Raw genomic sequence first — 23,881 nt, forward strand, 5'->3', positions numbered from 1 at the left:
TAGAGTTTCTATTGTGCAAAATTTACTAATCCCACGACCAACCTTTAGACCCTTTGATCTAAATGATTTCTGTCCAACTTCGAGCCAGCGAGATCTACGCTGACTCACTTTTGCCCCTTTGTTTGTTAGAAAGGGATTGAATCAAGTTTTAAGACTTAGAAGTCTGGCTTGCTTTTCCTCAAGTCGAAAACTCTACCTATGTGGCCAAATGAGCTGTACCACTATAATATATTTAAGCGCTCCTCTCTGCTGTTTGAGGTGGATTGGTTTAAGTCGAAAGCGTCATCCCAGCTCAAGCAAATAATGCAAATTAAGCAGCCAGTTTTGTGCAATTCATCAAGGCTAGCGTTCGAACTACGCGCTCAAAGGGCAAGGTGTTGTCGTAGCTGAAAAAGGCTAAGACCCCGTATTCATGTTACTTAGAAGGAGAAAGGCTAGGATGAAAATTGTTTATATCGATATGGACGATACGCTTTGTGATTACAAATCCGCATTTCAGCAGGCTAGGCGCTTGCGACCAGATATTGAATACCCACAAAGCCAGCCATCTTTCTTCATTAACTTGTCACCACTACCTAATGCCATCGATGCGATGCAGTTCTTTTTGGCCGATGAGCGATACGACCCATATATACTGACTGCGCCGTCAGTCAAGAATCCACTTTGTTACACAGAGAAGCGATTGTGGGTAGAGGAGCATTTGGGTTTTGCTTATGCCGAACGGTTAATTATCTCGCCAGTTAAAGGCCTGCTTGTTGGTGACTATTTGATTGATGATTACGTTGAAGGAAAAGGGCAAGAGAGCTTTCAAGGTGAGCTAATTCACTTCTCAGGAGAGCGATTTAAGGATTGGAATGCCGTGATGCGGTATTTTGCACTTTCGTAGGCTAGATAGGCGCTGGCTGACATGTTTATGCCTCAAAATGAGTTTCAATCGATTGTTATAAGCTTAATTAGATCTAATACATGCCACAGTTTGTTTGCTTGGAAACATACAAAGCACAGGCCAGAACAAACACCTTCCGGTTGGCTGTTAGATTCTAACTGCCTAGGTTAACTTTGATGTAACTATTGTTGGTTTTAACCTGAAGTCATTAACTAAGATTTAACTAACTGCAGGGTGAAAATACAAAATTTTATGCTTTATGCGATCTAATCCTACATTAGGTATTTACACACTATTTAATTGATTAGTTGTCATGATAACCTTAATAGATAAACCAACTTATTGCTTTTAAATGAAAGCCTCGTTTACTATTCATCATTAAAAAGATGTAGTACTGGTGATGCTAAGTTTACTCTTTTTGGTCAATACGATTGCAAGTGCATAAATAGGGGTCAATGTGGAACGATTGTTAGCTTCAATAGCAAAACTAGACCGTTGGGCTGTGGAAAATCGTGTTGATTTATCACGTGAATTAGCATCGATAGAATCAAAAATAAAAAAAACACATAAAAGAAGTGACGCTTCGCAAAAAGTAAAATCAACAAACTCTAGTAAGTTCCTCAAAAAAATAAAAACAATAGATAATAAACTACAAACAAAGCCGCTAAATGAGCCACCATCTGCGACAAGTATAAACTTTGATAAAAGGTCAAATATCATAAAAGGAATATCGTATTGTCGTTATTGTCGAGTAAACAGATTGGAGTGCAGAGAACATGAGTTATTTGATGGTACTAAAGTTCTAATTTGTAAAGATTGTAGGCTACGAAGGCATAGAAAGTACCTGAAAAAGAAAAAAGAATACTATGTAAAAGAGGATGCGCTGTTCCACCTTGTTTCTGGTAGTTATGGCTCAGGTAAAGCAAACCGATAAAATATTGATACTGTCTATAGAGAAATTAGAGCCCGCAAAAAACCATTAAGATGCCATGCTCTTTATGTTGCTGGTTGGTCATGTCAAATTATAACAACGCTTTACAAACATTAAAAATGTACAATTTAGCAAGTTTAGTTATCACTATTTGACAGAAAAAAGAACGTTGAAACTGCATGTTATATTAATTTTTACACCTCTAATTAGGTGGCCAAATTAACTATGCTACTACAAACCAATCATGTTTAGGAATTGGTCTTTAGTGGCACGGGTGAAGGTGCCGTTTTTTAAAGCTTTACTCACCTCATAGTTAAGCTTTAATTTTTAATAATTTTCTTTATTGTACATTCAATTTACACAAACAAAATTGATAGTGTTTTTTTATAGAGCTCATTTTGATTTCAATTCTTAAAGGAAAGAATATGTACGCTGTTGTAACTAAAAACTTAAAGGCATTTAAAGTTAAAATTGCCGAGCATGTTATTTACGCCCATAAAAACAGAAAGGGGCAAGTGTATATTGGGCAGAGCCGTTGCATGGTCAATCGATGGGCTGAACATCAACAAATTGCCAATTCGCCGTTACACCCAGAACATAATCAAGCTTTTAAAAAATCTCTCCGAGATGAAAAGGTTTGGCAACACTATATTATTGCAATTGCTGATAACCAGAAAGAGGCTGATGAAGCAGAGACCTCTGCAATTGATTTTTATAAACCTCAATTAAACTCTCAACCAGGTATTGGAATTCCAAAACCTGAAGTCTATGGCTTTTTACCGCTAAATGGCGATGGACGTGAAATTTCACTTGAAGCAAAAACTATTACCCGTTACAGAAAACAAGAAAGATTTTGTGACAAAGAAAGGAGAATAATTAAATGCCGCACGATTCGAAAAGCTGGTAAGTCACATATTAGTTTTGAATGTATTGACGATGGTTACAGAGTAAATATTTCATATGAAAAAAGGCTAGCATTTAATGTAGGTGACATTGTGAGTATCTCTTATGCTGCCAAAGGAAAAGGTATTTATACTACGACAGATTATAGCGAAATAACTTTAGATTAGTGTATAGCTAATAATTTTTGCTGTCTAATGGCTTAGTAAAACAGGGCACTAATTTATAGTCAATTGGTGTGTTTGGCATAGAATAAGTTATCAGAAAATTCAGCTGCACTTATCCATCGTAACTTGGAATTGTCCATGAATGGAATATGGGCTTAGCTCACTTCTGCCCAAAGTGTGTTAACTAACCAGGCTGAGTAGTCTTAAGCTAATTACGTTTGCCATACATGCGCTAATGGATAGGGAAAATACAAGACCTGAGCCCGAAGCCATATCAATAGGGTGAAGTAAGGGCAATAAAATACCCTTTAGCACTTAGGTTAATCATTGATGTTATATGGTTTGTCGTTATTCGGATTATTCCTTGCGTATTCAACCCCATTTCTCTTATAGATTATAGATATGGGTATCAGGATGCTGCCCTTGTTTCACTTCTTTGACTATTTGAGCGCGAGACACCTTTCCTCTACCTGTAACAGTGTAGTTATCGTTTCCGCCACTATTACCCCATTGCCATTAATACTTGAACCTTTTGCCATTATGAACACCTCATATAAATACTCTCTAATTTTGTATGATAAATACTATCACACTGGTCTGACCAATCAAGTTAAGGGTTACAGTGAACATTCAAATAGCTGGTTAGGTACGAAATTAATTGCTAAATGATTAGTGCCCCATAGTGAGCCAGAGCTAGATTGAACCTGATTTCAATCTCCGCAATTTAACTTACTTTTTCTCATGCCTTTAACTTTCAACTATGGGCCAAGTTTGATAATCCACTACAGGTAGTCATGAAGCTCCTCTTCCGTCAAAATAAGTGTATAGGCAGCTATGAAGGTTATGATTTGTATACAAATAAAAGGTTGAAAGGGTGTGGTTCTATATTGGGTGCTGTTTACATCTGTTCTATGGTCATTCATCCATTGTATATTGGCGGGTTCAATACGTTAATGGAAACATGGAGTGAGTGGCAGACTTTCAATGCGGGTATGATTGCAATTTTAGCAGCCGTTATCAGTGGGTATATAGCGTTAAAACTTGATAAAAGCGCTCGCCAAAGAGAAGCCGTGAATATTAATGCATCTCGACAAAATGAGAAACGAAAATTACGAGCTGAGAAAAAAGCTATAGATGAACAAAGGCATCGAGAACTCATCGCTGCCAGCGCATTTTTGCCCGCTTCATTGATCTTAATAAATGATTATGTAGATGATGTAAGCAAGAAACTACTAAGGTCTTACGCTGCAAAAAAGACTAATAATGATATGGATTTACGACGGTATATTAATGAAGTAAAAGGACTTAGTGTGCCTGATGGTTATCAAGGGGTATTTAAAGAGTGTATAACTTTTGCAACCCCAGATGTGTCTGAGCATTTGGTATATATTCTAGTTCATTTGCAAGTGTTTTCTTCTCGAATTGAAAGTCTTAATCCCAATCACCTAGGCTATAGTTATCTAGAGGAAATTCTTGTTGATAGCATTAGATTCCAATTGAAAATTGATAGTCTGTTTGATTTTGCGAGAAAAGGTCTTGCGGTCAATGAATTACACAGAGATGTTGAGAGTTATTATACAAGAATTAGTCGTTCATTAGACTACCAAGTTGAAATAAATAGAGGAGAGAGTGAACTTATTGATAAGTTTGTTGATAGCGCAGTTAGAAGGGATTAGATATCGATAAGTGGGTCGGTGCAAATTACCTATGTTGAAGAAACGAAGATACTTTTTCTAATCTAAACTATCCGAGTTAGAGTCAGATCTTTAAGTGTAGTGGATGAGAAAGTTTGGCCAGCCACATGTAGGCTGCTCGCTATACCAGAAGTAATCTGAAAAGTCTGAATCGTCTATGGATCGTAACTCGGAAATGCCCCTTTGCGACTTACAGTCGATAAGCAGTACAGATAAGTAACAAGCCTGTTGACCTACTTTTGCTAATCGATAAGTGACAGCTGCTGATTACTTCAGATAAGGCATCAATTTCAATGCTCACTTTGCAAATCTTTGTACTCGTTTATCCAATGTCACTCTGGTAGAGTGCTTATAAATCAATAGCTTTACTTTAGTAAGGCTTAAATAATAGGTTTATTAAACGCGCGTGCGTACTATACAAACGTTAGGTGAATGGAGTTACCGTGTCCAAATATACATCAGAACAATTATCATCATTGGCAAAATTATCTTTTAACTTATACATAGAGAAATATAAAGAATCTAGTAATTTACAATACTCTATTACGCCAAAATCTAACAAAATGAAAATTCATCTCATTGCTAATGATATTGGAATGAGTACTGGTACGGCTGAGATTTATTCAGAGAGACTTTTTAATTTATTTAATGAGTTAAATGAGTTTAACTTAAACAATGGGTTACCACCTTGCCAAGGTGATCTTAGAACATCTGGACTTCAAGTTTTTGATAAAAAACACTTCATCAAACAGGCTATTCCCAATGAGTCATCGTATGATGATGAACTAATAAAAAGAATCAAAAACTCAAATAAATTATCACATGAAGATAGGTTAAAAGAACTCGAAGAAAGCTCTAGATTACCCGAGAAAATTGAAGTTACCACTTATCGTTTCATCCGAAACGCCAATGTTATTGTAGAAGTGTTAACTCGCGCTAATGGTACTTGTGAAAACTGTAATTCTGAAGCACCTTTTCTTAGGTCTAAAAATCGTACGCCGTATCTTGAAGTACACCATGTTATAAAATTAGCGGATGGTGGTGAAGACACTGTAGATAATGTAATTGCCGTTTGTCCAAATTGCCATAGACAGCTACATTTCGGGTAATTCACCTACAAGCAATTTAAACGGAACTAAAACAGTTTGCAATGTTTCGTTCCTCAACAAGTTTGGCAAACAATTTTAGTCCGCTTAATGTGGGCGTTAGTGCGTCAAGCGAAGCTTGATGCATCTTGCAGGGGGCAAGTCCCTGTCAGGTAAGGTTTAACCAACAACCTGTATCGAGTGTTGCGCCTATGGCGGAGAGTGAGATTAGCGTTGGCTTTTTAGCAGTGAGGACTGCATGACTCGAACAATATAGGTGAAGCGTACACAGAGAATCATATAGGCCATAGGGGTTGTCGTGATCCTGAAGTGCTGGTATCGCTCCGATAAATATTAGAACTGACAGACGAGGTTTGTAACGCCATCGAAGTCCATGCAAAGCAGCCGTTATTCATGTAAATGAAAGGGTGAGGTTGTGGCGAGTCAGCGGAGTTATCAAGCCGTGGCATGTATGTAGAGATGTATTGAGAACTTGAGAGATCCAAAGGTGTTCCATCAGGAAGATGGTAGGGAAGTCTAGTTAAAAGCGAAACGAACGATGACCCATTGGAAGTCAGATCAGCCCGTAGTAGTCTGAGCAGGGGAAAGCCTTGTACAATGCGAAGGAGCTGACAGTTATATTCGGTATTAAGCAGAGACATAGTCCGGACAAAGTAGGGCTGGGAACACTATGACAACCACACTTAATGCCATCACATTTAAAGCACAAACCCACCCCAGGCACAGGTTTCAGAATTTATATGGACTGCTAAATACTGATAGCCTGTATCAAAGCTGGGGGCAACTCAATAAACAAGCAAAGCCAGGTATTGACGGCATTACTATGCCCAATTATAAGGCGAAGCTAACTGAAAATATTGAACGTTTAGGTCAGCAACTCAAGCAGAAATGTTATCGAGTCAATGATATAAAACGGCTCTTTATTCCTAAATCGAACGGTAAACTACGGCCTTTAGGTCTACCAACGGTTGATGACAAGCTAGTGCAACAAAGTGTTAGTCAGATCTTAAAAGCATCTGGGAACAAGACTTTTTGCGTAATAGCTATGGTTATCGTCCGAATAAAAGTGCCCATCAAGCAGTACATAGTTTAACGCTTAATCTGCAGTTCAAAGGTTACGGTTATATCGTCGAGGCTGACATTAAAGGCTTCTTCGATAATCTTGACCACGAATGGCTGATGGACATGCTTAAGCAGCGTATTGATGATAAGGCGATACTTAACTTAATCAATCAGTGGTTAAAAGCGCGGATAAAATCACCGGATGGTGTGTTTGCAAAGCCATTAAGTGGTAGCCCGCAGGGTGGCATTATCAGTCCTGTGCTTGCTAATATTTATCTGCATTATGCGCTAGACCTCTGGTTTGAAAAGAAAGTAAAGCCAAGAATGAAAGGCCGAGCAATGATGATCCGTTATGCGGATGATTTTGTGTGCGCCTTTCAATTCGCAGATGATGCTGAACGCTTTTATAAGGTATTACCGAAACGATTAAAGAAGTTCAACTTAGACGTCGCAGAGGACAAAACCTCACTAATGCGATTTAGCCGATTTCATATTGGCCGCAAGCGTCATTTTGTCTTTTTAGGATTTGAGTTTTACTGGGGCAGAGATTCGAAGGGTAAAGCTAGACTCAGGCGGCGAACAGCTGTGAAGAAGCAGAAGGCGACGCTGAGCGAGTATTATCAATGGATCAAAGCCAAGCGCTCATTAAAGTTGAGCATTTGGCTTCCACAGTTAAAGCGCAAATTAACAGGTTTTAGAAATTACTTTGGTCTTCCCGACAACAGTCGAAGTTTGAGCTATGTATACGATTATGTCTTACATAACTTGTACAAATGGTTGAATAGGCGCAGTGGTCGGCGAAGTTATAACTGAAGTAATTTCAAGAAGATGTTAGAGTATTTTAACATTGAAAGTATCAAAGTCAGCAAGCGTTTGGTGTTGATTGACTGGTACTAGGGTCGTGTTTTACACGAGTGAATATATAACTGAAGAGCCGGATGCGGTAATTCCCACGTCCGGATCTGTGTGGGGTCGGGTCAGCAATGGCTCGCTCTACCACGATTAATTTTTATCTACATAAGGAGTTTAAATGGATGACAAGCAATATAACCTAGCGGATACAATAATAAAATCTTTGGGGTTTGGCGGGGTTGTTGTTTCTCTATTTATTGGCGGATGGCAGTTCAATAAAAATATTGAAAAAGAATACAAGAAACCACTCTGGGAAGCACAGCTCAAACTATGTAGTGAAACAGTTAAAATAACTTCACTTCTAGCAAGAAGTGAAAAAGATGGAAAAGTAGATCAAAAACAAGTTGATGCACTTTTTAAAACATTTTATGGTGAAGCACCGCTATTACTGAGTCAGGAAACCATGAATTCTTTAGGGGAAATGGGGCGACTAGCATACCAGTGTAATAATCCTACAAATAAAAAAACAAGTAGGTGCAAAGGTCCCATTTTTAATGGTCTATCCTTGAATTTCTCTAGATCATGTCGTGATATGATAATTAAATCATCAGGTCTACCAATTGATAAGCTCAATTCAGATTTTAAGCAGCTTGAGTCTTAAAAATTATAACAGATAAGGATAGGCCGCGCGTAGCCGCGTCCTTATCCCAAGTGTTTAACAAGCCCGAGTGATACCTTTATAGTGTAAATATAGGCGTAAGTTCTTACGCTTTTTAGGTGTGTGCTGAGCAGTATCATTTTCACTAGCCGCATCGATCCCCTAGTATCGCCAGCTAATTGCGTTACCTAAAAATATCAATGCCTTAGCACCTCATTTTTCTTTTCTAGCTCCGCATCTTAAGTGTTAACTTTTTAATCCGTGGCATTAGGTGTCGTTGTTTTTTGCCTGTTTTTCAATGAACCATCCGACCTGCGCAAGTTCCTTGGCATTGCAATCAAGAAGTGGCATGTCTAAATCAATATTTCGTTGCACGATAGGGTCTTGATATTGCTCCCGCAGTTTTTGTCTTGCAGAGATGTTTTTAAGGTTTAGGTCAGTGGCAGGTGAGTTGTTTTGGCTGTTGGTGTTAACCACATGACCTTTAAGCTTCGCGCCGTGACGGACAATCTCATTCGTCGACGTAACAGATCACGTGCAGCGCGCATTTCACTTGGGTCATCGTAGGCTATTGGGAAATTGCCACCACGCAGCAGTGTGGCATTTTTAAATGAATCGACTCTATCGTTCTTAGTTTTACCGTCGTGAATCGACTTCATATAAAGGGCATGATATAGAATAAAGTCGATACCCAGTTCAGCACACCAATCAGACACTCAACCCCGACAATGACATTGCCAATATAGGGTTCAAGTATGAGTAGTAAGTCATCTTTGTCAGCGCCAATCTTTTTATGGACGACAGCTTTCCCTTTGAAAGCAATGATGTAGATATAAAGTGAACGTGCGTGTAAATCGATAGCACAGTAGTATGGGTGTGAGATTATTATAAAATCTCATTGAGCTTTCTCCTGTTGGTTTGGTCACCTTAAGCATACCGCTGATACGGCTTGCTAGGGAGGGGACTCAATGAGTATCAAGCTGTTAAACTAGTACAAAAAACCAGGGAGCCATATGTCGCAATACATTAGATTATTTTCAGAAATGAGCTTGATGGCTGGTCTGATTGGACACTTCGAATACATCGAACGGCATGAAATTGCTGATTGGTTGGAAGATTTCAATGGTCGTGTTCCTGATCCGAGAGTAACGAGTGATGAAAATAGTGAGCCGCTTTCGGAAGAAAGTTCTGAAGAAAATAATAGCGATGAAAGACAATCGAGCGCTACAGAAAAACACAAGTATGATGACCCACCATGGCTAGAACTGCTAATGATGAATCAGTGGATGTTCACTCTTGGTGACGCTGATTGCTATCCATCAGTGCCGCATGGACACTACAAAAGTAAGACCAGAGAATGGCCTAAACTGAACCCATATACTGGGCGTGCATTTTCTGATGTTCACAGGGAAGACGTCAGCAAGCGACTAAGCAAGAAAGACATGATTAAGCTTTGGAATGACTCAAAATTCATTGAGCATTGTCGAGAACAAGTCCTCTGGTATAGCTATTTTTCTTCAAGCTATGGATTTCCTAACGCTAGGCGCGGAAAGTTAGCTTTCCCTAGGTGGAAATAATGTCTAACAAATTGCTGTACAAGGAAAAATCACTTGCTACGCTCTCAATTTTTCGTTGAGCAAAGCGTTAGAGTTCATAAAGGAAGTTGTTACGATATGACAGAGATTATTGAAAAAATAGGTTTCATAGCTTTAGGTGGCATTATCTCTGCAGTAGCGTACCTGCTTAAGAGAAAAATCGAGTCCAAGCCTGATTTAGAGTTACTGGATAAACATCAAAAAGTCTTAGATGTACATAAAAAAATGAGTGAACAAGGGCTAGACATTCAAAGCTTAAATACATTTGGGCAGATGTTGACGGCTAAGAGTGCATCAGTTCAAAACCATATTCAAGGTTTACAAACTGAATCAGCTACTTACTTAGTAAGCTCTCCTAGTGAACATGTTACACAACTTGAAATGAATCAACAGGCTCTGGAAAGTTTCACTAGGTCTTCAGAAAAAATGTCGAACATTTATGATGAGTTAAAAAATAAATTGGATTCAGATCAGATCCCCTTATATGAATCGAGTCAAAGCTCTTGGTTAAAATATAGTAAAGAGCAAGCTTTGGCTGTTGCTAGCATGTATCGAGGAGGCTCGATATATCCTTTGATTTACCATACAGAATTGGAAACATTAGTGCATGAACGCACTGCTCGGATTAACAGTGAACTTGACGAGTTAATACAACTTGGTAACTGAGCCGTAATAAGGCATTTAAAACGGAACTAAAACAGTTGGCTATTGTTCGGTCCTTACAAAATTATAGGCAACTATTTTTAGTCCGCTTAATGCGGCGTTACCGTATCGAAGATTTCCATACTTCCCCTAATCTAATCATCATTTTCAGAGCTTAAGCTCTAACGCATTTATGTCCGTGCGACCTGAGATCGTATGAAGCGCTGTTCGCCGCGATAAGAGTGAACCATCTGTAACACCAGATGACCCTAAGACTCTGAATAAAGCAGCGAGTCTGACAATGTAACAAAGTTCGGTTTTATAGCTGAGTGGGAACTGAATCGTGAGAGGACGTTCTTCCTGATAACCACAATCGGGTAAGTGCTAGGGTGTCAGTATGATGAACGTAAGTGAATCCATGTAAGGTACGTTATATGCGAAACAGCGGAAGTGGTTTATACGCTGTAGCCAAAAGGCAACGAGAGTTGGAAAGAGATTGGACAGTGCTCTTTCGTGATCAAATAACTCTCCGCACTATAGTGGGCATCTAACCTGACGTTGCGCGACATACGGAACAGGGTAAGCCTGTATTGCTCCCCTTGGGAAAGCGGTCTGCGAAGGCTGTCGATAGTCATGCAGGTAAAGGAGGCTAGAAAAAGCGAATGCCGCATTGTAATGATGCGGATACTGATTTTATCTGGCGCGAAAGCGAGCTGACTTCTAGCTGGTCTCCCGTTGCAAGATGATTTGAAGAACTTTATTCAAGGAGAAACGCAAATGATGACTTCAATTGAAGTTAGTGCATCCCCTGACAATGTTCAATGGCAATCCATTAACTGGAAAGCGGTTAAGCAACATGTATTAAAGCTTCAAATGCGCATTGCAAAAGCAACCCGAGAAGGTAAACACGGCAAGGCGAAAGCATTGCAGTGGATACTTACCCACTCGAAATTAGCAAAATTACTTGCTGTTAAAAGAGTTTCTCAAAATAAAGGCAGCAAAACACCAGGCGTTGACGGCATCATTTGGAACAGTGATGCTCGTTGTATGACTGCGGTGAATAAACTGAGCCGCAAAGGCTATCATGCCAAACCGCTCAGACGTATCTACATCCCCAAGAAAAACGGCAAACTCAGACCTTTAGGCATTCCTTGCATGATAGACAGAGCGCAGCAAGCGCTTCATCTTTTAGCCTTGGAACCTATTTCGGAAACGGTAGCTGACCTCAATAGCTATGGCTTTCGACCCAACCGAAGCGCAGCAGATGCCATTGCACAGTGCTTCAAATGTTTATGTATGAAGCGCTCTAGCCAGTGGGTTCTTGAGGGTGACATCAAAGCCTGTTTCGATAAGATAGATCATCAATGGCTCATCGACAACATTCACTTAGATAAGCGAATGCTGAAACAATGGCTTGGATGTGGTTATGTTGACAAAGGATTGTTCTATAAAACAGCAGAAGGAACACCGCAAGGCGGGATAATCTCCCCAACGCTGATGTTGCTCACGCTGGCTGGGTTAGAACAATTGGTTAAGTCTATTGCCCGTAAAACAGGGAATAGGGTCAACTTTATCGGATACGCAGATGATTTTGTTATCACAGGTTCTTCGAAGGAAGTGCTCGTTAATGACATCAAGCCACAGCTAATTGGTTTTCTACAGGAAAGAGGCTTAACACTCTCTGATGAGAAAACGTACATAACTCATATCGATGATGGTTTTGACTTTCTGGGATTCAATCTTAGAAAGTACAAAGGCAAACTGCTCATTAAACCGAGCAAGAGCAACGTTCTATCATTTTTGAGTAATCTACGTGAATTCATCAGAAAACATCCAACAATCCCCGTTAACGATTTAATCAAAATATTGAATCCGAAACTGAGAGGATGGGCGAACTATTATCGCCACAGTGTTGCAAAGCAAATTTTCGGTTATGTAGGCCATCAACTTTTCTGGTTGTTATGGCGTTGGGCAGTTAGGCGTCATCCAACTAAAAGTAAAGACTGGGTGAGGCGTAAATATTATTTGGACGGTAAGGGACAATGGCAATTTCATGGTTGGCATAAAATAGCGAACATGGATTGTCGATTTAACCTTGTCCAAATAGCTCAAACGCTCATAAAAAGACATGTAAAAATCAGGAGTGCAGCCATACCTTACGACCCAGAATACGAAGCTTACTTAAGTAGGCGGAAATGGGCTAAGCAAGGCAGAAACTCTTGGTTCGAACCTGTCTTGGCTGCTATGTAAGGTGCTGGGTAACAGAACACGCCTTAGTGGAGGCTTGAGCCGTATGCAGTGAAAGTTGCACGTACGGTTCTTAGGAGGGCGGCACTTGGTAACAGGTGTCGCCTATCCGACAAAAACCAGTTTCAATTTTTATTGTCTTTTCAAAGAAATTGTGTGCTTAAGCCTAAGAAAATTTCAAGCTTTAATGATGCTTGATGTCTCCGTTGTAACGTAAACATCAAGATTTTTGCTAGGTAAAGTTTCGAACTTTATTGTATGACGACAGAAAAATGAGATATTCATTCACTTGTACCAAAAGAAAATTGAGTCACAATGGTAGTACGTAACAAATAAAGGAATGCCAATGTCAGGATCAAATTTATTTCATTCAATACTAAACACAAATGCAGTGATTTACGGTATTGCGATAATTTTAATAACAATCATGATATTTCTTTTATGCCATGCCTTAAAATCTGTATTAAGTTCTTATACTTCTGAGTCAGTAACACCTAAAGTCGTTCCATTAACAACCGCATCCTCTATTTATGGTATTTATGAAATAGCAGATACTGTTATTACTCATGAAATTGATGATACTCATGAAATAGCAGAGACTGTTATTACTCATGAAATTTATGATACTCATGAAATAGCAGATACTGTTATTATTCATGAAATTGATGATACTGATGATACTGATATTTGCACTGATTTATTATTAGATCCTACTTACAGAAATATAGAGTGCAATGTTTTCCATGACTTATTAGATGAAAGTTACTCAATTACTGAAAGTGATGACTTTACGAGAACCATTCTAGAAGATTCCAGTAGCTTTCTAGATGATTCAAGTGTCTTTTAAATATGACATATTGCTAGTGTAGTGGTTCAGTAGTTTTGACCAGGCATTTGTAGGTAATTGGGATACTAGAAGTTATCTGAAAACCAAACTTTGTAACACGGAAATGTCCAGTAACAGGTTAGGGGGCTAACATGATTAATTAATTATATTCCTCTACATTATTTTTGATTGATATAACTATTTTTTTCAATCACTTAGCAAGCTGAAATAAGTAAGTATCAGGGGTAATTTTGTTAATTATTATATCTGGCAAGACCAACGGTAACAATAAAATCATTATTAAAACTAAAATCTTGTGCAATATATTATTGAATTAGGGCGTTGATGTTTTTATGTAATGTAAACAATAAATACTTTCACGATTAGAGATTCAAAATCTCATGCTGTTACAATTGAAAATCAGCAACTCAATTATCTTTGTTCTGTAATTGAATCTTTAGATAGACTAGGAAAGCTCTAGGGTACCAGCAAGGCAATATCATTAGCGATAAATTTAAGAGACTCAGTTTGAAATGGCCTTAGTAAAAGTCGCAGATTTCACGTAGCAACGCCTAACTATTGAGCATTTCCTTATTCGAGTTAGCTTGTTTAATTATTATCATTAATTTTCAGTCACTTATTGATGAGCGGTATTAATAGTTTATGATAATTGAGTTCATAAACAACTCCAGAAAAATGCTTCAATTAGTTAAGTACATGTTTTGGTTTAGTAAATCAATACATGTAGACGGAGTTAAAAGCTTACCATCTGTTTTCAGTTCAAGCTGTAGTTATCCTATATAGCGCATAGTTATTGGTACAAGTGCAAATAAAAATCTCATTGCGCCGTGAAATCTCGATCTAAGTGGCAGGGCTCACACTGAACTAATTTTCTAATCCTTAAAGACATATCTCATTTAACATAATATACATTGTGCGCAGTTATGTGTAATCGTATTAATCGTACTGTTTTAACAAGAATCCGCCACTTTACAGGCAAAACAGCACATTATTTATGGCGTCGCTACGTGAAATCTGAAGCTAATACCCTTGATACACATTCAGATTTCACATACGAGCGCCTAAGTTTTAGGCTAAATGATCCAGTGGTTTGTTGGCAGCACTTTGATGACGTTCTGTTTGTGTGGTGTGCAAGTACTGTGACGTTGTATCAATGCTTTCGTGTCCGGCATCAGCTTGAACATGCGATAACGGCCTTTTATTAATATTGATGTCATGAGTAATACCAGTATGCCTGATATTGTGTGCAGATAGTTTCCTCATCAATTCACTGTCATGATCAAAGCCATCTTCTAATGCTTTATCTGCTGCAAGATTGATGAGCGTATCTATTTCTTCTCTTATTTGCCTGATACCTAAATTTGCATTTAACTCACCAGAGTCTCGGCCATGAGAAGCTGCTTTGTGTCTAATAAAAATTGGCTGTTGCTCATTAATATTAGGTAAATCACTAAGTCCAAGAAAATGGCGATATGTTTGAAGACCGTCTAACAGTGACGCAGATATTGCAATACTTCTAGCTTTGCCGCTTTTTGAAAATGGTACGTAGAAATACCAAATGCCATTGTGAGCATCTTTTCTAAACTGACTCATCATTGGTGAGTAACCAGCACGGGCGCTAATCTCAGAAATACGTAAGTAACAGCTATATAATATGTTGATTAAAAACAAACTTCGTTGATGTTTTTCTGGTTCTTTTTCTGCCAACTCAGTTACTGTACTGACGACATATGACCATTGTAATTTAGTAAAAGCATGATGGTTGTCATCGTCATTTTTTACGTATTTACGATTAACAGCAAAACGACTGTGTTTTAACCATAATTGTGCAGGATTTCGCTCAGTATATTCTTCACTATTTAAATAGCCGTAAAATGATGAAACAATTGCAATTTTAGTCTTTAATGCATTCTCACTTAGGCTGTATGGCAATTGTTTACCAAGCTTTTTCTTACCGATAAACGGTCTCCATGCAGTATTTGGATACCTTATTCCTGTAGGTTTATCTGTCTTAAATTGTGCCACATTAAAATAGCCAACAAGATCAATTGGCGGGTTTTCACAGTAGTTTATATAACGGGCAATATCCTTACGCGTTACTTGAATCGGTGAAAGTGACGCGACATCAAAACACCAATGCAAGAACGTTGTTAGCTCGCTACGATACGCTTTGTAATTATTCTCAGATTGTTTTTGTTCAAATAACCAATCGGAACAATGCTCAATAATTAAGCCAGCATCTGGCACTTTATGAAGCGTTATCGTGGTGATATGTTGATTAACAAAGCTATTACCCGCAAGGATAAAGTCAGCGGAATCAAATAGAGGGTAAACTGGAGGTTTCTCGTTTAGCATAATCTTATCTTGCTGAAATAATTGATTAATTATACCAGATTTACTTAATGCCGATAACGTTATTTATCGGCACATAAATAGCCGTTTATATTGAATTTATTACCTTTAAGTTAAATTACCGCAAGTATTTTTTTCAGTAGTGTTTCTGCATTTGTAGGTTTTACAATGTAATCAATAGCACCCAATTCACGGCATTCGATAAAGCTTTCTTTGTCTGTGTTGCTTGTTAGCATAATGATTGGAACCTGGCTTAATTCATTAATTTCTTTTATGGCTTTTAGTGTTTGAATTCCATCCATTACTGGCATATCAATATCCAATAACACAAGTTCTGGCTGACAGTTTTTTAGTTTGTTTAGTGCTTCAGCCCCATTAGTTGCGACTTCAACATCAAAGCCTTTGGGTTTTAAAATTGTGGTAATAATTTTAAGCATTACATTTTGATCATCAACCACAAGTACTAAAGGCATTTTTTTCTTAAAGCTAGGCTTAGCTGCCCTTACCTTGCTGCCTATTTCGTTAAAGTATTTCTGATTATGGGCCTTAAAATTTTCAACTCTAGGTTTAATCTTTTCTACTTGCACTTTGACTTCGGCACTCTCAGTCATATCCCCTTTACATAACTGATCGACTTCAGAAATAAGCTCGGTTAGTAAATTATGCTGTATGCCCTTTTCGTCTGTTAAAGATGTTTCAACCTCATGCAGCTGGTGGGAAACAGATTGTAATTTTTTAATCACTGCCTTTTTATCTTGTTGGTAAGAGTTAACTTTATCTTGGCTGGTTAATAAATCACCCATTTGCGTTATTGAAAGCCTAATCCTATTCATATCATATACGGGTCTAAAGGTTTCATAGCTATAGAAGCGCCCTTTCGAACACTCAAAATAGGCAGCTTCACGATGTTCTCTGCAACAGATTAATAAAGATAAATATTTATCACTATGGATTTTCTTGTTTTTATTGAGTTCTACAAAAATATCATTAAATTCAATTGCTTCTTCAGTTTTTTCAAAAGCATAAATAAATAACACCGGCTGAGATTTATCCGTCATAAAAGCAATAAACTGTTCTTGGTTAGTATTAACATCGCAGTACAAAATACTTTGATATTTATTTCTAAGGATTTCTTGAATCACTTTTTTAATTTCAATTGAATGATAAAAAACCACCACACTCATTAAATTGTCCATAAACCGCCCTGTTGCTTATCAATGTATTAGAGTACTGATCTGGTTTCTAAAACACGTTTAATTAATACTAATTCTGCTTCAATGTCATTGATATGAGTTACTATCCCCTCAAAGTTATCGTTGTTTTTCTCGATCCACTTAAATAACTCACCTAATGATATTGCGCCACTTGATACAGAAGCCCCTTTTGCTGCATGGCCTCTACTTCGTATTGTTTCTGGGTCTCTATTTTCAAGCCCTTGCTTAATTAACTCAAAATCATCTACTACACTTGACCAAAACATAGCTAAAATCTCATCAGTAATGTCTTTATCGTTGGTACCAATCACAGCTTCTAATTGACTGAAATCAATCACGGACTGATCAAACTCTTGAGTTGGTAAATTTGAATCTGCCGTTAATGTTGATTCTTGACTGTTAATGTCTAAATACTTTGCTAGCTTTTCCTTTAAAGTACTTATTTCTATTGGTTTAGCGATATAATCATTCATACCTGCATCAAAACAATTGTCAGACTCGCCGACCATGGCATTAGCTGTAACTGCGATAATGATAATAGGAGTCTTATTCTCGAGGTTTTCTATATCTCTAATGGTTCTAGTTAATTCTAATCCATCCATATTTGGCATATGCCAATCAGTTAGTAATAAGCTAAACCGACCTGTTTTCCACAGTTCGAGGGCTATAACACCATCTTCAGACATTTCATAAGCATATCCAAGGCTATCTAGTTGTTTACCTAAGACTAAACGGTTGGTAGGTTGATCTTCTGCCACCAAAATTAACGTATTATTTAACTCAGCTTCTGCAATAGTTTGAGGCACTACAGCTTTATTTGATTGATTATCTTCAGTGGACCAATCAAGTATCGGACTTTCTAGACCGCATAACACTGCAAGACCGAATATCAATTCTGTCGGTTTAAGGGGGTGGGTGCCTACTACATAAGTGTAAGGGTCAATATGCCCTTTTCTTTCAATAGGATCTGAGTTTAATTGTAAGGTTTTAACTTGTTTACATTCATCAGAACATTTAAATTGCTCCGTATCAGTAAGTAATACAGCAGGCATTGATGATTGTGTAACAAGATAACAGTCGTCAATAGATATAACGTGGATATTGTGATGTTTAAGTTGTGCTAATATTGTATGGCAAGAATTAGCAAGGTCATCATTAGAGCATGCAATAAATACTGCATACATAGAAAAATCGAATTGCTCAAATTCCACTTCTTTAGATGATTCTGCTTGTACAGGAAGAACAACTTTAAATGAGCTTCCTTCACCAAGCTCACTGTTAATTTGTATGTCGCCTTTCATTAGTTCAGTAAACGATTTGGTTATACTTAGCCCTAAACCTGTACCGCCAAACTTCCTCGTTGTTGATGAATCGGCCTGTGAAAAAGGAACAAATAATTTTTGTTGCTGCTCTGTTGAAATCCCCACACCATTATCAATCACTTCTAATGACAATAAATTTTCTTCAAACTGTGTTTTAACCGTTACCTTTCCTTTGTCCTCTTTGCCACCTGAAAATTTAATCGCGTTTCCTAATAAATTAAGCAGAATTTGTCTTACCCTAACAGTATCCAGCATTAACTCTTTAGGCATTGATAAGTCAGGGTCGATGTACAATTCAACATTTTTGTTTGATGCATTAATCCATAGGCTATCCATGGTTTTTTCGACTATCGAAAGTACATTACATTGTGTTAAGTCAATTTCAATTTGACCCGACTCTATCTTTGAAAAATCTAAAATATCATTAATAATATCTAACAATGAAAACGACGAGTCACGAATGGTCGTTACCATTCTTTTTTGGTCTGAGTTAAGAGGTGTGTTTTTAAGAAGGTCAATCATCCCTATTACACCATTCATCGGCGTTCTAATTTCATGACTCATCGTAGCTAAAAATCTAGACTTAGATTTACTTGCCTGCTTGGCCGCCTGGCTTTCTTTTTCTAGCGCCAATAGAATGTTTTTTTCATGTGTAAGATCAATATTAATACCATACATGGTGACTGGTTTTTGATTTTCATCCAACAATAAGTCAGCTGAACACTGAACCCATCTAATGGACTTATCCAGTTTATTGATGACTCTAAATTCAGTTTTAATTGAACAAATATTTTCTATTGCATCAGCGACTTCTTGTTCTGCTATTTCAACATCATCGGGATGAACCCCATTTCGCCAATCTTTATAAACTATAGCTTGATTCTCATCAAGACCATATAATTGGCACATACGCGAATCCCAATTTAGTTCTCCAGTTTGAAGGTCATAAGACCAATTACATACGCCTGCGGCTTCTGAAGCTAAATTGATACCACTGAGTAATTTATCCCTTTCGTCGTTTGCTAGGAGTAATGCATCTGCCGATGCGATTCGTTCTGAAATATCTTCAACAACAGCGATAAAAAATAAAGGTTGTTGAGTGACATCTTCTCTGACTAATGAAACAGATAAATTAGCCCAAAATACAATTCCATCAGCCCTAATATAACGCTTATCTGTAGTAAAAAATGACTTCTTGTTTTCAAGTAGTTCTTTTATATATTGAAATGATTGAGGAATGTCTTCCTCATAAGTGACATCTTTGATTTTTTTAGTCAATAAGGCGCTTTCTTCGTAGCCTAAAATCTCACACATCTTTGTATTAACTTCTAAAAAATTTGAATCGGTTCCAACACGTGCAATGCCAACAGCTGCCTGATCAAATGCTGTTCGATAAATAAGTTCCTGATCATGTAATTGTTTCTGTAATTCAAGTTCTCGCCGTTTAGTCTGCTCCTGTACAGAAATATCCCTTACAATCGCTACATACATTGTTTCTGCTTCAAGAACTGTTTCACCTACGGAAAATTCAAGTGGGACTTGATGCCCTGATTTATGTAAACCATAAATTTTCTGTGTTTGTCCGATGTAATTTCTAAGCCAGTCTTTAAACGGTGATTTATGCAATTGATCTTGTTGATTATATTGTAAGCTGACGAGTAATATACTGATGTTATAATCAATTAACTCTGTACGTGTCCGACCAAAGATTAACTCTAAAGATCGATTTACATCTTTGATATTACCTCGTTCATCTAAAACAATTGTGCCATCAAAAGTGGTATCAAAAACAGCTCTTAATCTGTTGGCAGAGTCTTTAGATTCTTTCGTTCGCTCTTCTAATATCAATGCCATTTCTACCATCGATGCTTCTTCTTTTTGCTTTTCTTCGGTTATGTCATTTTGCACACCGATGTAATGAGTTAACTGGTTATTTTTATTAAACACTGGCCCTAAAGATAAGTTATTAATAAACGCATGACCTGCTTTGTTGTAATTAGTAATGACAACGTCACAAGGTTTTCCTTTAGTAATAGCATGTGACATCTGCTTTATTAATGCTTTTTCAGTATTGGGACCTTGCAAGAAACGGCAGTTTTTACCTAAAACCTCTTCTGCGCTGTATCCAGAGATATCACTAAAAGCTTTATTGATAAAAATAATAGGTTGATCTGGCAGTCTGATGTCAGTTACAACAATTCCCGTTTTGGTTGAATCAATTGCACTTCTTTGCAAATCTAATATTTCTTGTTGTATTTTGTTTTTATCAACCAGCTTTTGGTTATCGATAAATTTTTGCTTTAAATCGTCAATTATAATATGTGTCTCGTGATCAATATTTGTTAATCGATGCTTACTATTTGGGTTTGTTGATAAATTTTTTATAGAGTGAGTTAAGTTATTAAGTGGTATAAGTAATTGTTTATATATCAAATAACCTAAAGTGAGCAAAAGTAAGAAGCTAATTATTATTGTTTGATATACATTTTTGTCGAATAACTGAGAAACAGAAAAAGCATCCTGTTGATCAATACGAATAATGGTTGACCAACCGATATTTGGGCGTTGTTTATGACCTGAAAAGTGGCTAAAAATTATGATCTGTTCAACGTCTTTAGTTTCGTGGCTGGTTAATTCTACACCAGAAAAGCCAGCTATCGCGCGATCAGCCCCTTTAACCCCTGCGTCTATTAAATTAACTTGATTCAATATAGAAAAATCACGTTGATAACTGTTTTGGTGTTTACTAATGGGGTCAAAATCAATTAACAAATAACCTTGGTCGTTAATTAACGCCAACTCGAGATGATGTAAGTCGTTTAGCGCTAGTTGTTGATAGGTATTTTTAAAAATTTCTTCTATGAGGCTAAAATCGATAATGTTTATCCATATCGCGATCTTATCTCCGTTTTCAGCAAAAATTGGATGACCTATTAGTAAGTCATATCTATCAGGATAATTATCAATAAATTGTTGTTGCGGCCCAAACAAGTCAGCCTGTTGAATGCGATTAACCTGGTTGTTTCGAATTGCTTTAAACCATTCTGAATTAGCGATTGTTAATTGGTCTACGTTAAACTTAGGAACATTAGCAGACAATTTATTTTTAGTGGTTTCGACTAAGACCTTACCTTGTAGATCTAATATCGCAATTTTGATGTAGTTGTCTTTTTGTGTGGTTAGCGTATTTAGTTTAGTTTTAAAACTCTCAGTAATAATAATATCGATCAAGTTATTTTCATTTACTGGCCCCATGATTAAAGGCTGTAATTGAGTATCGTTTAGCTGCTCATATAAACTCTTTTCGACTAACCCAGTTAGCATCTTTGATTGTTTTTCATAGAAAGATACCGTCTGTTCTTGAAGTAATTGATCGTTATTTTGTGCAAATATATAAATACTAGTTAACAAAACAACAGAAATAGCCAAAAAGCTTACAGTCATTAATTTATTTTTGTTCAATTGGACTTACCTCTTCTTTTACACCAAAACCTAAGCCTAACTGATTAATTTTATTCACGACTTCATTGGCAGGTAATGGTTTAGAAAAGAAAAACCCCTGGGCAATTGAACACCCAAGTTGCTGAATTAAACATTTGGTTTCATAGTCTTCAACACCTTCTGCTACTGCGAGTAAATCAAGGTCATTAGCTAATGAAATACTTCTTCTGAAGAGTGCTTGAGACTTTGTGTTATTTAAAATATCTGACACAAAGCATCGATCGATTTTAAGCTCATCAAAAGGCAACATATGTAATTGCTCTAATGAAGCAAACCCAGTACCAAAATCATCAATTGATAATTTAAATTTCATCATCCTTAACCTGAGTAAGGCGACAATCATGATCGAAGGATTCGATGGAATGGCTGTTTCTGTTAGCTCACAAGTGATGGCGCTATTTGCAATCGCGTTTGCAGATGCGGTGCTTTCAATCCATTGCGGGAGAGTGTCATCCACTAAAATCTTTCCGGACAAGTTAATTGATAAGTTGAGTGATGAGAAAGTGTTATTTAATTTTGAAAAGTTTTCAAAGGCATCTGTGATCACCGCTTTCGTTAACGGTAAAATCAAGCCAGTATTTTCTGCTGCGTTAATGAATTGCGATGGCAAAATAACGTTATCGCCATCGACTATTCGGGCTAGTGCTTCAAATCCCGAGACTTGATTTGTATTTAGATTATATTGAGGTTGAAAATATGCTTTTACATTACCTTGCTTTAGATGAAACTGAAGTTGTTCTTGTGTGAGCTCTAGTAATGGTTCTTGTACTGTAAATGTTTTTAGTGAGCTCGCCTGATTAATCAGAGATTTAAGCATCATTGAAGTTATTGGTTTGGGAACGATTGAAAGGATGTTTAAGTGGTAATGAGAGGCTAATACTTTCGCTGAGTTAAGCAGATTTTCATCTTCACCACTAAATAATACGATTGGGCTAGTGTATTTAATTTCGATTAATCGTTCTAGTAGATACAAACCGTCTTTGACTGGCATGTTTAAATCACAAAACACCATATCAAAATCACAAGTTTTAATAAGATTGAAAGCATCTAATCCATCAGCTGCTTCAGAAATATCAAATTTACCCAACAGCTGTAGGCTTTTGATAAAAATCTTTCTGATGATTGATTGGTCATCGACAATCAGTATAGAACGTATTTCCTTAGCCACTATACCTCCACTTATTCGAAATTCCTTTTCATAAAATAAGTATAGACATAAATAAGAAAAAACAAGGAAGAAACAGGATGTTGCCAGACAAGGTTTAATACATTGATCACATAAAGACAAAGCAGTTTGAAACTTATCACTTATTCAAAGCTTTTGACCGAAGCAATAAACCTAAGTAAATAACCTAAGCAATAAAGATTGCTCAAATGCTGCTAAGCCTTATAAACCCTAAGCATACCTCGTTAACTTTTACTTATGGTAAACAAGGTGTGTTTAGGGTTTCGGTATTAGTTCAATAACCACTGAAGTGCTTTGTCTTTATCTTCAAAGAACTGTGATTCACCGTGTATAAACCATTTCGCAATTTTGCCAGCAACCTCTTGCCAGCCTTTATTGCCGTAAATAGCTATTTTTTCAAATTCGTTGCCATGTTTCAGCCCTAACTTTAAATCATCCCACGCAGCTCTCATTTCCCAGCCGTCTAACTCGGTACCATCAATGAAAACTTTCACCTTAGGATTGTTAACTTCTGCTAAAGCAGATTCGATAATTGGCGTTATTGTAAGATAGTCCTGATGAGTTAATGTCCCTTTTGCTTTTAGTGATAAAAAAACATCACTGTTAATTCTCTCTATGCCTATAGAAAAGCCATGTGATTCCTGGGTCATAAATTTCTCCTTCTAACATTGATAGCGACGAACCGAATTACTAGAACACTACTAAGCTAGCATATTTGT

The 23,881-nt window shown here is 37.2% G+C and carries 17 protein-coding genes and 1 pseudogene; 12 read left to right on the top strand and 6 right to left on the bottom strand.

Features of this window, described 5'->3' with window-relative positions:
• Nucleotides 1-439: 439 nt before the first annotated feature.
• The 8 genes from Q4600_RS12875 to Q4600_RS12910 all read left to right on the top strand — a co-directional run bounded on the left by Q4600_RS12875 (nucleotide 440) and on the right by Q4600_RS12910 (nucleotide 8,259).
• Nucleotides 440-886 (top strand): hypothetical protein, encoded by a 447-nt coding sequence (locus tag Q4600_RS12875; RefSeq protein ID WP_303516719.1) that lies wholly within the window; start codon nucleotides 440-442, stop codon nucleotides 884-886.
• 457 nt (nucleotides 887-1,343) lie between these two features.
• Nucleotides 1,344-1,820 carry a hypothetical protein gene (locus Q4600_RS12880; RefSeq protein ID WP_303516721.1) on the top strand — a complete coding sequence of 159 codons (477 nt, stop codon included), beginning with the start codon at nucleotides 1,344-1,346 and terminating at the stop codon, nucleotides 1,818-1,820.
• A gap of 422 nt (nucleotides 1,821-2,242) precedes the next feature.
• Complete coding sequence (locus Q4600_RS12885; protein WP_303516724.1) at nucleotides 2,243-2,887, top strand: GIY-YIG nuclease family protein; 645 nt, start codon at nucleotides 2,243-2,245, stop codon at nucleotides 2,885-2,887.
• Nucleotides 2,888-3,732: 845 nt separating this feature from the next.
• Nucleotides 3,733-4,560 carry a hypothetical protein gene (locus tag Q4600_RS12890; RefSeq protein WP_303516725.1) on the top strand — a complete coding sequence of 276 codons (828 nt, stop codon included), beginning with the start codon at nucleotides 3,733-3,735 and terminating at the stop codon, nucleotides 4,558-4,560.
• A gap of 461 nt (nucleotides 4,561-5,021) precedes the next feature.
• Complete coding sequence (locus Q4600_RS12895; protein ID WP_303516726.1) at nucleotides 5,022-5,687, top strand: HNH endonuclease signature motif containing protein; 666 nt, start codon at nucleotides 5,022-5,024, stop codon at nucleotides 5,685-5,687.
• A gap of 667 nt (nucleotides 5,688-6,354) precedes the next feature.
• Entirely contained in the window at nucleotides 6,355-6,777 is a 423-nt protein-coding gene (locus Q4600_RS12900) for a reverse transcriptase (RefSeq protein ID WP_303516728.1), read from the top strand.
• Nucleotides 6,717-7,559 (top strand): reverse transcriptase domain-containing protein, encoded by an 843-nt coding sequence (locus tag Q4600_RS12905; protein WP_303516730.1) that lies wholly within the window; start codon nucleotides 6,717-6,719, stop codon nucleotides 7,557-7,559. Before Q4600_RS12900 ends, Q4600_RS12905 begins: the two co-directional genes overlap by 61 nt.
• A 217-nt stretch (nucleotides 7,560-7,776) precedes the next feature.
• Nucleotides 7,777-8,259, top strand: a complete 483-nt coding sequence (locus Q4600_RS12910) for a hypothetical protein (protein WP_303516731.1) — start codon at nucleotides 7,777-7,779, stop codon at nucleotides 8,257-8,259.
• A 270-nt stretch (nucleotides 8,260-8,529) separates the two neighbouring features.
• Here the strand turns inward: Q4600_RS12910 and Q4600_RS12915 are convergent.
• Nucleotides 8,530-9,155 (bottom strand): annotated as a pseudogene (locus Q4600_RS12915) (IS110 family transposase); the annotation flags it as partial.
• A gap of 114 nt (nucleotides 9,156-9,269) precedes the next feature.
• Here Q4600_RS12915 and Q4600_RS12920 point away from each other — a divergent pair.
• From Q4600_RS12920 to Q4600_RS12935, 4 genes are all read left to right on the top strand, one after another.
• The gene (locus Q4600_RS12920; protein WP_303516732.1) at nucleotides 9,270-9,833 is read left to right on the top strand and encodes a hypothetical protein; all 564 of its coding nucleotides are present in this window, start codon (nucleotides 9,270-9,272) and stop codon (nucleotides 9,831-9,833) included.
• A 96-nt stretch (nucleotides 9,834-9,929) separates the two neighbouring features.
• On the top strand, nucleotides 9,930-10,517 hold the full coding sequence (locus tag Q4600_RS12925; RefSeq protein WP_303516733.1) for a lysozyme inhibitor LprI family protein: 588 nt from the start codon (nucleotides 9,930-9,932) through the stop codon (nucleotides 10,515-10,517).
• A 753-nt stretch (nucleotides 10,518-11,270) separates the two neighbouring features.
• On the top strand, nucleotides 11,271-12,743 hold the full coding sequence (gene ltrA / locus Q4600_RS12930) for a group II intron reverse transcriptase/maturase (protein ID WP_303516735.1): 1,473 nt from the start codon (nucleotides 11,271-11,273) through the stop codon (nucleotides 12,741-12,743).
• A 343-nt stretch (nucleotides 12,744-13,086) separates the two neighbouring features.
• The gene (locus Q4600_RS12935) at nucleotides 13,087-13,587 is read left to right on the top strand and encodes a hypothetical protein (protein WP_303516736.1); all 501 of its coding nucleotides are present in this window, start codon (nucleotides 13,087-13,089) and stop codon (nucleotides 13,585-13,587) included.
• 1,068 nt (nucleotides 13,588-14,655) lie between these two features.
• On the opposite strand, the gene Q4600_RS12940 is transcribed toward Q4600_RS12935, so the two are convergent.
• The 5 genes from Q4600_RS12940 to Q4600_RS12960 form a co-directional block, all read right to left on the bottom strand.
• Nucleotides 14,656-15,942, bottom strand: a complete 1,287-nt coding sequence (locus tag Q4600_RS12940; protein ID WP_303516737.1) for a site-specific integrase — start codon at nucleotides 15,940-15,942, stop codon at nucleotides 14,656-14,658.
• A gap of 110 nt (nucleotides 15,943-16,052) precedes the next feature.
• Nucleotides 16,053-17,135 (bottom strand): PleD family two-component system response regulator, encoded by a 1,083-nt coding sequence (locus Q4600_RS12945; protein ID WP_303516739.1) that lies wholly within the window; start codon nucleotides 17,133-17,135, stop codon nucleotides 16,053-16,055.
• A gap of 26 nt (nucleotides 17,136-17,161) precedes the next feature.
• A complete protein-coding gene (locus Q4600_RS12950) occupies nucleotides 17,162-21,937 on the bottom strand; it encodes a PAS domain S-box protein (protein WP_303516741.1) in 4,776 nt (1,591 codons plus the stop codon).
• Nucleotides 21,924-23,144, bottom strand: a complete 1,221-nt coding sequence (locus Q4600_RS12955) for an EAL domain-containing protein (RefSeq protein WP_303516743.1) — start codon at nucleotides 23,142-23,144, stop codon at nucleotides 21,924-21,926. The genes Q4600_RS12950 and Q4600_RS12955 overlap by 14 nt, the downstream gene beginning before the upstream one ends.
• Nucleotides 23,145-23,431: 287 nt before the next feature.
• Complete coding sequence (locus Q4600_RS12960; RefSeq protein WP_303516745.1) at nucleotides 23,432-23,812, bottom strand: STAS/SEC14 domain-containing protein; 381 nt, start codon at nucleotides 23,810-23,812, stop codon at nucleotides 23,432-23,434.
• Nucleotides 23,813-23,881 lie beyond the last annotated feature (69 nt).

This window comes from Shewanella sp. 2_MG-2023 (genome assembly GCF_030548905.1).
GTDB lineage: Bacteria > Pseudomonadota > Gammaproteobacteria > Enterobacterales > Shewanellaceae > Shewanella > Shewanella electrodiphila.

Bases quoted from the DNA above. Each gene is read 5' to 3' on its own strand.
- Q4600_RS12875 (WP_303516719.1), top strand. From the start codon at position 440: ATGAAAATTGTTTATATCGATATGGACGATACGCTTTGTGATTACAAA.
- Q4600_RS12885 (WP_303516724.1), top strand. From the start codon at position 2,243: ATGTACGCTGTTGTAACTAAAAACTTAAAGGCATTTAAAGTTAAAATT.
- Q4600_RS12900 (WP_303516728.1), top strand. From the start codon at position 6,355: ATGACAACCACACTTAATGCCATCACATTTAAAGCACAAACCCACCCC.
- Q4600_RS12910 (WP_303516731.1), top strand. From the start codon at position 7,777: ATGGATGACAAGCAATATAACCTAGCGGATACAATAATAAAATCTTTG.
- Q4600_RS12920 (WP_303516732.1), top strand. From the start codon at position 9,270: ATGTCGCAATACATTAGATTATTTTCAGAAATGAGCTTGATGGCTGGT.
- Q4600_RS12925 (WP_303516733.1), top strand. From the start codon at position 9,930: ATGACAGAGATTATTGAAAAAATAGGTTTCATAGCTTTAGGTGGCATT.
- ltrA (WP_303516735.1), top strand. From the start codon at position 11,271: ATGATGACTTCAATTGAAGTTAGTGCATCCCCTGACAATGTTCAATGG.
- Q4600_RS12935 (WP_303516736.1), top strand. From the start codon at position 13,087: ATGTCAGGATCAAATTTATTTCATTCAATACTAAACACAAATGCAGTG.
- Q4600_RS12940 (WP_303516737.1), bottom strand. From the start codon at position 15,942: ATGCTAAACGAGAAACCTCCAGTTTACCCTCTATTTGATTCCGCTGAC.
- Q4600_RS12945 (WP_303516739.1), bottom strand. From the start codon at position 17,135: ATGGACAATTTAATGAGTGTGGTGGTTTTTTATCATTCAATTGAAATT.
- Q4600_RS12960 (WP_303516745.1), bottom strand. From the start codon at position 23,812: ATGACCCAGGAATCACATGGCTTTTCTATAGGCATAGAGAGAATTAAC.